Origin of the sequence: Pisciglobus halotolerans, from assembly GCF_900113675.1 — a bacterium.
Lineage (GTDB): Bacteria > Bacillota > Bacilli > Lactobacillales > Carnobacteriaceae > Pisciglobus > Pisciglobus halotolerans.
On sequence record NZ_FOQE01000009.1, the window covers coordinates 1 to 517 of the forward strand.

Consider the following 517-nt stretch of genomic DNA (forward strand, 5'->3'; position numbering starts at 1 on the left):
ATCGTTTCGATCAGCGGTCAAATGGTTTTGGTTTGATCGCTGATCGAAACGATGAGATACTCGCCCGCCGGAATCTCGAAAAAACTCTCGCAAATCGTGTCCGAGGTCTTGACTCAGACCCAACATAGGCGTATGCGTGAAATATAGTCTAAACCATTACTATATAGCTATAAACTTTGATGTGAGAGGGGGAAGATGAGCCCCCTTATCTCCATAGAATATGGTCTATTCTAATGAATAAGAAAAAAGATTGCATGTGCTGCTAAATTGCAGCAACAGCAATCTTTTTTGTATATCATGCTTACTTACTGAATAAATGGGAAATGTACTGCTGACAATGTTTAGCAGCATAAGTTGAATGCTATTGTGCTGCAACTCGTTCACAGGATAGGCTTCTGAGATCAAGTTCAGAGCAGAGATCGTTCAACTTGTTCACAGGATAGGCTTCTATGAACAAGTTCAGAACATAAAACTTTCAACTTGTTCACAGGATAGACTTCTGCGATCAAGTTCAGAA